Origin of the sequence: Enterococcus gallinarum NBRC 100675 (assembly GCF_001544275.1) — a bacterium.
GTDB classification, from domain to species: Bacteria; Bacillota; Bacilli; order Lactobacillales; family Enterococcaceae; genus Enterococcus_D; species Enterococcus_D gallinarum.
Genome location: NZ_BCQE01000014.1, coordinates 110,935 through 120,214 on the forward strand (window position 1 = coordinate 110,935; position 9,280 = coordinate 120,214).

Here is a 9,280-nt window from a genome sequence, read left to right on the forward strand (position 1 = left end):
GGAGGCAATGAGTATGAAAAAACAAACAGCAGGAAGCGAACGATTAGGTGACTTCGCCCCTCAGTTTGCGGCATTGAATGATGACGTATTATTCGGAGAAGTGTGGTCTAGAGAACAAGAATTGTCCGCCAGAGATCGCAGTTTGATCACTGTTGCCAGCCTTCTGACACAAGGTGTGCCTCAATTAGAAGCTCATTTACGAATCGCCAAAGAAAATGGTGTGACTCAAGCAGAGATCGTTGAATTGATCACACACTTGGCTTTCTATGCCGGATGGCCTAAAGCATGGTCGGCATTCAATTTAGCCAAAGAAATTTATGCGGAAGAATAATTTTTCAGTCCTTTTTACCTGCAGGTTGATTAATTGGTTTCTCCCTTTTTCTGTAGTAGAGTAAAGATAAGCACTTACTAAGGAGGAGGAGTATCATGAAGGAAACACAATTGACGATCGAGACATTGCAACGGGCCCAAGAACGATTTGAAGAGACGTTGGCGCAAATGAGTATCGCGGAAGCGAACACGATGCCGGAGCCACTGATCAAGTCAGTCACTTGGCTGATCTGGCATACCGCTCGCGAAATCGATCTGCAGATTTCCGCATTGGCGGATCAAGAACCACTTTGGCTAGCGGACTGGACGAAGCGATTTGCATTGGATTTGCCTGACGATACAGAAGATTGGCGTCATACACCAGAAGAAGCCGCCAAGGTAATCGTTAATCAAAAAGAACTATTAGTGGATTATCTTTCCGCTAGTGTAGAGTTAGCAGTTAATTACCTTCAGTCTATCGATGAAACTAGCTTATCAGAAGTGATTGATAAGAACTGGACGCCAGCTGTGACACGACAAGCTCGGATCGTCTCCATCGTCGATGATGCAGTCATGCATTCGGGCCAAGCAGTCTATACAAGGAGATTAGTGATTGGGAAATAAAAGTTTTTAACGACATCAGAAATTTGAATCTTTGGCTGTTTTCTTGAAATATCGCTAAAATCTTCTTTAGAGCATTTACACCGGTGACGGGTTCCCTTATGATAAGCAAGGGAACCCGTTTTTTTGGGTAAATCATTGATGACAGGAGCAATTAAAATAAATGAGAAATATTAAACTTACGATTGAATATGATGGCAAGCGCTATCTGGGTTGGCAACGTTTAGGCGATTCTGATCGAACGATCCAAGAGAAAATTGAAAGTATTTTGACACAAATGACAAATGAAAAAATCGAAATCATCGGGTCTGGACGTACAGATGCAGGGACGCATGCCAGAGGTCAAGTCGCCAATTTCAAGACAGCAAGCGATTTGTCCCCCGAAAAGATGTTGCAATTCCTGAATCGCTACCTACCTCAAGACATCGTCATCAAAGAGGTGGCAGAAGCCTCTGAACGGTTCCATGCCCGTTACAATGCGACCGGCAAACAATACAGTTATTATGTCTGGAATAGTCCGATTCCAACCGTATTTGAACGTCATCGGAGTTTTCATTGTCCGCAAGAGCTTGATTGGGACAAAATGCAAGCAGCTTGTGAGAAGTTTCTTGGCACTCATGATTTTATTGGCTTTTCTGCATTAAAAAAGACCAAAAAATCCACTACTCGTACAATCGAGGAACTCTCACTCACAAGAGAAGGCGATATGCTCCGTTTTCGTTTTAAAGGTGATGGCTTTCTTTATAAAATGGTACGGATCATCACCGGGACGATTTTAGAGATTGGTGCGGGTACAATGGACATTTCCGCGATCGATGAGATATTTACGAATCAAGTCCGAAAAGCAGCCGGAGAGACAGTGCCTTCCCAAGGATTGTTCCTAGATGCTGTTTACTACCACTAAAAAATAGAGCTTAAAAGTAAGGTGACGTTATGGAATTTGCTAAGGAAGATTTTGATTTATTCGACCGTGAGGTATTTGCCTTTAAACAACTCAAAGACATTTACCCACCAGAAACAATTCAGCGGCTGAAAGAGGATTATCAAATGAGTTGGCAAAAATGGAAACATATCCAAATGACTGTCGCAACCAATGTATCAGCAGACCTTCAGCCGAAAGTTGAGAGTTGGACGAATGGTTGGAATTTGCGCAGTCATTTTTGGTGTGCTTATCGGAATGAGGCACATCCGAATCAAAATGCCTGCCTAGCTGCATTGATCAATCAAAAGCAATATCAAGTCTATTTAATGTTCCAACATTACAAAAGTGACCAACGTTCAGGGAGTTTAGCAGCCTATAATGACTTACGCTGGCAGATTGAACAATGGAGCAAAGACAAAAATTTGGCTGATTATTATATTTGGCCACAGGTGGAACATGAACTAGAAGATCATTGCCCATTAGCTGTATACCTCTCAGAGCCGCAAAAACAAAGACAACTTGAAGAAAAGCTGCAAGGACGTAGTTTTCAAATCGGCAAACTTTGGTTTCCATCAGAGAGCATCGAAGATGTTGAGAGATTGACGACTGAAGCATTAGAAGAATTAAGCCCATTGTATTTTTCACTAACAAGATAAACAATGCTCTTAAGATAACCAAACAGCAAAATACCTCAAACTGAACGATAGCTGATTTCTGTTCTACAGGAATTTCAGACCTTCCCCCTATGTTGATGGTCTGTACCGCTATTTGTTCGGTTTTTTTGTCATTTAGAGAATTTTTTCTTTGGTCAGAAAGCGAATCAGTAGGCCAGATGAAGGAAATATGGTAATTTGCATATAAATCATTTCAAGTAATTGCAAGAGGATGGAACAATTCAAAGTTTTGCTGGCAGAGAGGATGAGAAGGATGGACGAGGAACGATTAAGTCAGCTTTACAATTTGATCATCAATCCGGGGACAAGAGATTGGGAGCGATCCCAATTGTTGGCAGCCCGAGATCGCTTAGAATCCGGGCAAGAACAAAAAATGGTCCTATCAGAGTTGGAAGCTGCTTTACGACCATTGGCACTTCGAGGCAACTTGACACCGGATTTACAGGATTTTTATGATCAGTTAACAGGAATAGAAACAACTCAAACCACTCAAAAAACAAAGACACATCAAATCACTGACTGGAGTCATCAAGAAACAGCCATTTTTGCGGGGGGTTGTTTTTGGTGTATGGTGGAGCCTTTTGAACAGAAAACAGGGATCACTTCTGTTCTTTCAGGATATACCGGCGGGAATATCCCGCATCCCACGTACGATCAAGTCAGTAGCGGGTTAAGCGGACATGTAGAAGCAGTGGAAATCATTTTTGACAATCGGTTGATTACGTATGAGGAACTAGTCTCATTGTATTGGCAGTTGACGGATCCCACAGATGCTGGTGGACAGTTTCAAGATCGGGGAAAGCAGTACCGACCAATCATTTTTGTCGGAGATCCGCAGCAACAAGTGATTGCTGAAGCGTCAAAAGAACAGCTGCAACGGTCAGGTCATTATACAAAACCAATCATCACAGAGATTAGACCAGCCACGACTTTCTGGCCAGCCGAGAATTACCATCAAGGGTTTTACCAAAAAAATCCTCATCGGTATCGCCGGATTCAACGTGCCCGCAAACAATTGCTGGCTTATCAACGGATTAAGCGTTTCTTCAGTGGAACCAGATAATTGATAAAAGTGGCTGGTCAGAATAGGCAGGACAGCTGCTTTTTTTTCACTTTGATACAAATGATTTAGACAATTGGCTAAAAAAAGATCGTTTTTTTTAGAATAACGTCCAAAGAAAGCGGATTCACATTCGCGTAAAATAGAAAACAGGAAGATAGGCAGAAAAGGACAAAAGGAAGAATCATTCCCACAAAAAAACGGTGTATTTGTAGTCCGACAACTTCAAAAGGATTCACCAATGGCATCTTGTGGCCGTTTATTAGTAGTGGATAGTGCAGTGAATGATTCTTAGGGAGGAGTGGCTCAGAGAACTTGTAGCTGAATAGCAAGTAGTGAAAGGGGCAGTTTTTTAAGAGTGATCTCATTTTGATTTCAATAGGTAATCGGCAGTAATTGTTTTATAGAAAGAAGAAAGCAGGTCCCGTTTGAGTATCTCTAAATGGAATAACCTATTTTGTTAGTTACGTAATAGACTGAATCATTCGTTTTTTTCAATGCATTTATTTTTATCCAAAAAAGGACGTGGAAAAATGAAAACATTTAAAAAATGGGTCTTTTTGCTTGCTGCTATGTTTGTAGGAATGTTTTATGGCATTGCTGTACATGCAGAAGAAGCAATTGACCAAATCGTTGCACCAACAGGATTTAAAGCTATTTTGGTTTTAGTTCCATTGGTCTTGGTTTTAGTTCTTTTATTTAGAAAGGTAGATATGATCATTGCTGGACTGGTTGCTGGTATACTAGCAATGATTATCGGAGGGATCAGTTTAGCAGAAGCCAATACGCAACTGTTGGAAGCTGTGCCAACGATGTTGAGTATCACTGTCCCCATCATCAATTCTGCTGTGGCAATGGCTGTCTTCAAAGCGGGAAGCTATACGGCAGCTTTGACTTTGGCTAAACGAGGAACAAAAGGCAAGGTAGAATATGTTTCTGCATTTATTGTCATTTTGCTTGCAGCAGCTACTTATATGTCTGGTATTGGCGGCGGCAGTGCAATGGTGATCGCACCACTAGCCTTTGCAGCAGTGGGAGTGGTTCCAGAATTGATTGCAGCCATGTCGCTAGCGGCAGCAGTCTCTTTTACAACTTCTCCTGCCTCTTTAGAATCAAGTATTGTTTCCAAACTGGGCGGCTTTAGCGTTTCTTCTTATGTTGTTGAGATGCGTCCTTTTTGGTTGTTGTTTGTCTTATTAGCTATCGTTTTGGCTTTTTGGGGAACGAAGCGTCGTCACATCGGCTTTAAAGCTTCTGCAGAAAATGAATATGAAACAAAAAGTAATGGCGAGTTGTTCAAAATCACATTACCAGCGATTTTCTTGCTTTTTGCAGTTATATTCGGCCCGCTAGTCAATGACTTGATTGGTTTTGTTTTCTTCACACCGCTTGTTTATATGGTAATCACATTAGCATTGATTTACTTATGTACTGATTTTTCAATGAATCAATCGGTGGAAGCAATGGTAGATGGATCAACGTATATTCTGACTCGTCTCTTTCAAGTGGGAATCTTCTTGGCATTCATCAATATCATTGCGCAAACAGGAACGTTTGCCGTCATTGCTGGGGTAGCTCAGAACGCACCGGAATTTGTTGTAGTACCTGTGGCGATTTTGACCGGAGTCTTGATTGGTATTCCTGCCGGAGCATATGTGGGCTCAGTGTTGACACTTGTCTTGCCAGTCGCCGTTTCCTTAGGATTCCCACCGATTGCTTTAGGTTTTGTCACAATGGGCGTGGGCTTAGGCAGTCAAATGAGTTTCGTCAACATCACGATGCAAGCACTATCTTCAGGATTCCAAATCCCCATTTTGGATGTGGTCAAAGGAAATGTGAAATGGCTAAGTCTTGCTTCAGTTATATTGTTGTTCATTGGTTTGATTTTTGGGTAAGTAAGAGGGAGGAAAAGAAATGGATCTATTAATTAAACAAGCAAGAATCGAGGATGGAGAAGAGTTAAAAGACGTTGGCATTACTGCTGGCAAAATCGTCGAGATCGCACCATCCATCGAAACAGCTGCAAATGAGACCATCGAGGCCAATGGACGAGTGCTGATTCCCGGTCTTGTAGAAAGCCATATTCATTTGGATAAAGCATTGATCGCTGACCGTGAACCCAACAATTCCGGCACACTGCAAGAAGCTATCGCGGTTACTGCAAAATTAAAGCCAACTTTCACAGAAGAAGACATATACCAACGGGCAAAACAAGCACTTGAGATGCTGATCGTTCATGGTACGACAGCTGTGCGGACTCATGCAGAGTTTGATCCAGCTCAAGGATTTACGGGCTTTGATACGATCATGCGATTAAAAGAAGAATACAAGGATTTGATTGATATGCAAGTTGTCGCATTCCCCCAAGAAGGAATCTTCCAGGCGCCTGGTACTGATAAGATGATGATCGAAGCAATGGAAAAAGGTGCCGACGTTGTAGGGGGGATTCCTTATAATGATGCACCAGCCAATGAGCATATTGATTTGGTTTTTTCGATTGCCAAACAGTTTGATAAAGACATTGATCTCCATCAAGATTTTGCTGATGAAGCAGATGAGACATCAATTGTTTATCTGTGTGAGAAGACCATTAAAGAAGGCTATCACGGGCGTGTCTCCGTAGGTCATTTGACCGCGTTGCATGCGATGCCGCCTGAAACATTAACAGAAGTCATCTCATTGATGGCTGAAGCACAAATCAATGTCATGCCATTGCCTGCCACCGATCTTCATTTAGGGGCGAGAAACGATCCTTATAATGTGCGTCGTGCAGTCACTCCGATTCGCAAATTAAGAGATGGTGGTGTAAATATCTGCTTAGGAAGCAACAACATCCGCAATGCCTTCACACCTTATGGGAATGGGGACTTGATTCAGATTGCGATGCTAGCTGTTCCGGTTGCTCACTTAGGTGGGGCTGCCGACTTGCCGACGGTTTTACCGATGATCACTACCAATACGGCGAAAGCGTTGAAACTAGCTGATTATGGATTAGCTGTTGGTAAAAAAGCTGATCTTGTATTGTTAGATACAAAGTCGAAAAGCAATGCATTGATTGATATTCCCGAACGGGTTTATGTGATCAAGAACGGTCGTGTAACGGTTAAAATCGAGAAAACGATCGAAATCTTACGTTAAGGATCATGGAAAGATATTTTTTAGTGGAAAGGGGCTGAAATCAGTTCACTGACACAAAGGATATATCCTAGCTAGAGTTTGTTTTTTGATTCAAGGCGACAAAAACGACTGATTGCTGATCCATTGAAGTGGAATAGCAACATTTTAAACACAACACCTGCTCTTTTTTCTGATAGGAGAGCAGGTGTTGTGTTTTTTGGGGGGAAGAATGAATAACAAAATCAGCTGCAGTGACTGAATATTTCCTTCCGTTGGATACCATTACTTCACAATATATAGTGTTTTTTAATCTTTTTCTTACACTCTGTTCACTATATATTGTATTTACTTTTTTTAAAGATTAGGTAAAATGGATCTTGAAGTTTGGAAGGAGCGCTGTTTTTGTCATCATCGTTTAGCAGGGATTTGTGTCGAAGTGAGGCAAACAAGCATAAAGATTCTGCCATTACGACTCTGAGAAACGTACGAGTTTAGACGACAACCTGTTAGCAGAAGAGTGCCGTTATTGGAAAAAGGATCTTCAATCTTGTAATACGTGATGGATTTGATACACTAGAGAGGTTGCCACTGAGACATTAGTCGCGAGAAATCTTTTGTTATCAAAGAGAAATCAGTAAGCAAGGTTTTTTATGAGTATTTTGCTGCTAACCAAATGCCATGTAAAGATACGCCTATGCTTTGAATCAGATTCAGTGTTAGGTTTATCAGTGAGGGAAAAAGCGAGACAAGGATGGCTCAACGATATTTTAGTAAGAAGGATGGATGCATGTGTTATTGATAGCAGGAACGATTGGAGCAGGTAAAAGTAGTTTGACCGATTTTTTATCAAAGGAAATGGCTTCAAAACCATTTTATGAAAATGTTGAGGACAATGATGTGTTACCATTGTTCTACTCAAATCCAGAAAGATATGCTTTTTTGTTGCAAATCTTTTTTTTGAATAAAAGTTTTCTTGCAATGCGGGAAGCCTTGTCTCACGATGACAATGTGATCGACCGTTCGATTTATGAAGACAGCATGATGTTTCATTTGAATGCAGATCTTGGAAGGATCTCACCAATGGAAGTCGAGCAATACGACAATTTATTGAACACGATGCTGCGTGAGTTGGAAGACTCCGCTCCAATGAAACAACCAGACTTGATGATCCACATCAAAGTTTCTTTGGAGACTATGATCGATCGGATCGGTAAGCGAGGACGTTCGTATGAACAGGTGGCAAATGATCCAAGTTTGTATGATTACTACAAATTGTTGAACGAACGGTATGATGCTTGGTATGAAAATTTTGATGTCTGTCCAAAAATGCAGATCGATGGGGATGAACTAGATTTTGTAGCAGACCCTCAAAATTTGAACAAAATTATGAAAATGATCGAAACAAAGCTAGCCGAGATACGTACAGGAAAAGAGAAAGGAATCTATCAAACCCAGCGGGCTGTCGTAAAAGGCGATTTCTCAGAAAAGTAATTGTTCCGTAGAGTCTTCCCCTTCACAAGTGAAAAATAAAATCAAAAGAGGGTGCCTGTTTTCAAAAAAACATGCTAAAATCATATCGATACTGAATGGCTGCCAAAGTTGAAGCGGAGAGGGGAAAGGCAATTGAATGTAGAGAAATTTATTGCAGCCCGAAAGGCTGCTGGGATGTCACAAAAAGAACTTTCAGAGGGTATTTGCACACAAGCAACTCTGAGTAGGTTTGAAAATAATGGACAAGTCCCTTCCTTGAAAATATTGATCAAGTTATGCAATCGAATCAATCTGCCTTTAGTGGATCTTTTTTCTTCAATCAATGTGGTGAATTCACAACTCGATGAACAACTAGAAAAAGCTGAATTTTCGCTGATTACCAGTGAATTTGAACAATTGGCTCAAATTTTGGAGAAAATCGATCCCAAAACGATCAAAGACGCCGATTTAAGAGCTCGTTATTATTATCTTAAAGGGTTCGAGATGGTTTTTAATCAGGCGCCTTTCACGGATGTCTTGTTCCATTTTGATCAATTACTGATGTCAAAGACGACAGACACAGTATTTCAACTGTTGGCCTACACGGGGATCGGCATCGCTTATGCGCGTGAAGCAGAGTTGGAAAAAGCGGAAGTATATTTCGATAAAGTATTTAGCGAAATTTATACGTATCCCATCCAAACAACGGAAGACATCTGGCGCGTTTTGAATATCGTTTTCCATTGCGGGGTTTTTTACGCGCAAACGAATGATCTTGAAACCAGCAATGCACTATTAAATTATGCGATCGCCATTTGCTCAGAGAATCATTTGACCTATTATCTGGCTCGTGCAGCTGCACAGTTGGCCAAAAATGCCCAAGCTGCCGGCGAACCAGCTTCCGTCATTCTAGAATTGATACAAGATGCACTTGCATTTGCAAAAATCAACAAAAATCGGCTGTTGATCAATGAGTTAAATCAGATGAAAAAACAGCTAAAATGATGCATGACTAAAGCAAATGAAAATGAGTCGTTATTTTTGATCCGTTTTATAGAGAACAACCTTTGATCTAGCAACAAAAGATCAAAGGTTGTTCTTTTTTGG

9 protein-coding genes are annotated in these 9,280 nt (G+C 41.1%); all 9 read left to right on the top strand.

Annotated features, from left to right (window positions below; translation table 11 throughout):
- Window positions 1–13: 13 nt before the first annotated feature.
- The 9 genes from EG2_RS09700 to EG2_RS09740 all read left to right on the top strand — a co-directional run bounded on the left by EG2_RS09700 (window position 14) and on the right by EG2_RS09740 (window position 9,178).
- Window positions 14–331 (top strand): carboxymuconolactone decarboxylase family protein, encoded by a 318-nt coding sequence (locus EG2_RS09700; RefSeq protein WP_005470766.1) that lies wholly within the window; start codon window positions 14–16, stop codon window positions 329–331.
- A 95-nt stretch (window positions 332–426) separates the two neighbouring features.
- A complete protein-coding gene (locus EG2_RS09705) occupies window positions 427–933 on the top strand; it encodes a DinB family protein (RefSeq protein ID WP_060814544.1) in 507 nt (168 codons plus the stop codon).
- Between the two features lie 160 nt (window positions 934–1,093).
- Complete coding sequence (gene truA, locus EG2_RS09710) at window positions 1,094–1,834, top strand: tRNA pseudouridine(38-40) synthase TruA (protein WP_060814545.1); 741 nt, start codon at window positions 1,094–1,096, stop codon at window positions 1,832–1,834.
- Between the two features lie 29 nt (window positions 1,835–1,863).
- The gene (locus tag EG2_RS09715) at window positions 1,864–2,508 is read left to right on the top strand and encodes a glucose-6-phosphate 1-dehydrogenase family protein (protein ID WP_060814546.1); all 645 of its coding nucleotides are present in this window, start codon (window positions 1,864–1,866) and stop codon (window positions 2,506–2,508) included.
- Window positions 2,509–2,770: 262 nt separating this feature from the next.
- Window positions 2,771–3,589: a peptide-methionine (S)-S-oxide reductase MsrA gene (gene msrA, locus EG2_RS09720; RefSeq protein ID WP_060814563.1), complete on the top strand. Its 819-nt coding sequence runs from the start codon at window positions 2,771–2,773 to the stop codon at window positions 3,587–3,589.
- A gap of 581 nt (window positions 3,590–4,170) precedes the next feature.
- Entirely contained in the window at window positions 4,171–5,481 is a 1,311-nt protein-coding gene (locus tag EG2_RS09725) for a citrate transporter (protein ID WP_374188600.1), read from the top strand.
- Between the two features lie 19 nt (window positions 5,482–5,500).
- Window positions 5,501–6,724: an amidohydrolase family protein gene (locus EG2_RS09730; protein WP_060814548.1), complete on the top strand. Its 1,224-nt coding sequence runs from the start codon at window positions 5,501–5,503 to the stop codon at window positions 6,722–6,724.
- Between the two features lie 762 nt (window positions 6,725–7,486).
- On the top strand, window positions 7,487–8,194 hold the full coding sequence (locus EG2_RS09735; RefSeq protein WP_060814549.1) for a deoxynucleoside kinase: 708 nt from the start codon (window positions 7,487–7,489) through the stop codon (window positions 8,192–8,194).
- Between the two features lie 132 nt (window positions 8,195–8,326).
- Entirely contained in the window at window positions 8,327–9,178 is an 852-nt protein-coding gene (locus EG2_RS09740; RefSeq protein ID WP_060814550.1) for a helix-turn-helix domain-containing protein, read from the top strand.
- The last annotated feature ends 102 nt before the right edge of the window (window positions 9,179–9,280 follow it).

Bases quoted from the DNA above. Each gene is read 5' to 3' on its own strand.
- EG2_RS09700 (WP_005470766.1), top strand. From the start codon at position 14: ATGAAAAAACAAACAGCAGGAAGCGAACGATTAGGTGACTTCGCCCCT.
- EG2_RS09705 (WP_060814544.1), top strand. From the start codon at position 427: ATGAAGGAAACACAATTGACGATCGAGACATTGCAACGGGCCCAAGAA.
- truA (WP_060814545.1), top strand. From the start codon at position 1,094: ATGAGAAATATTAAACTTACGATTGAATATGATGGCAAGCGCTATCTG.
- EG2_RS09715 (WP_060814546.1), top strand. From the start codon at position 1,864: ATGGAATTTGCTAAGGAAGATTTTGATTTATTCGACCGTGAGGTATTT.
- msrA (WP_060814563.1), top strand. From the start codon at position 2,771: ATGAGAAGGATGGACGAGGAACGATTAAGTCAGCTTTACAATTTGATC.
- EG2_RS09725 (WP_374188600.1), top strand. From the start codon at position 4,171: ATGTTTTATGGCATTGCTGTACATGCAGAAGAAGCAATTGACCAAATC.
- EG2_RS09730 (WP_060814548.1), top strand. From the start codon at position 5,501: ATGGATCTATTAATTAAACAAGCAAGAATCGAGGATGGAGAAGAGTTA.
- EG2_RS09735 (WP_060814549.1), top strand. From the start codon at position 7,487: ATGCATGTGTTATTGATAGCAGGAACGATTGGAGCAGGTAAAAGTAGT.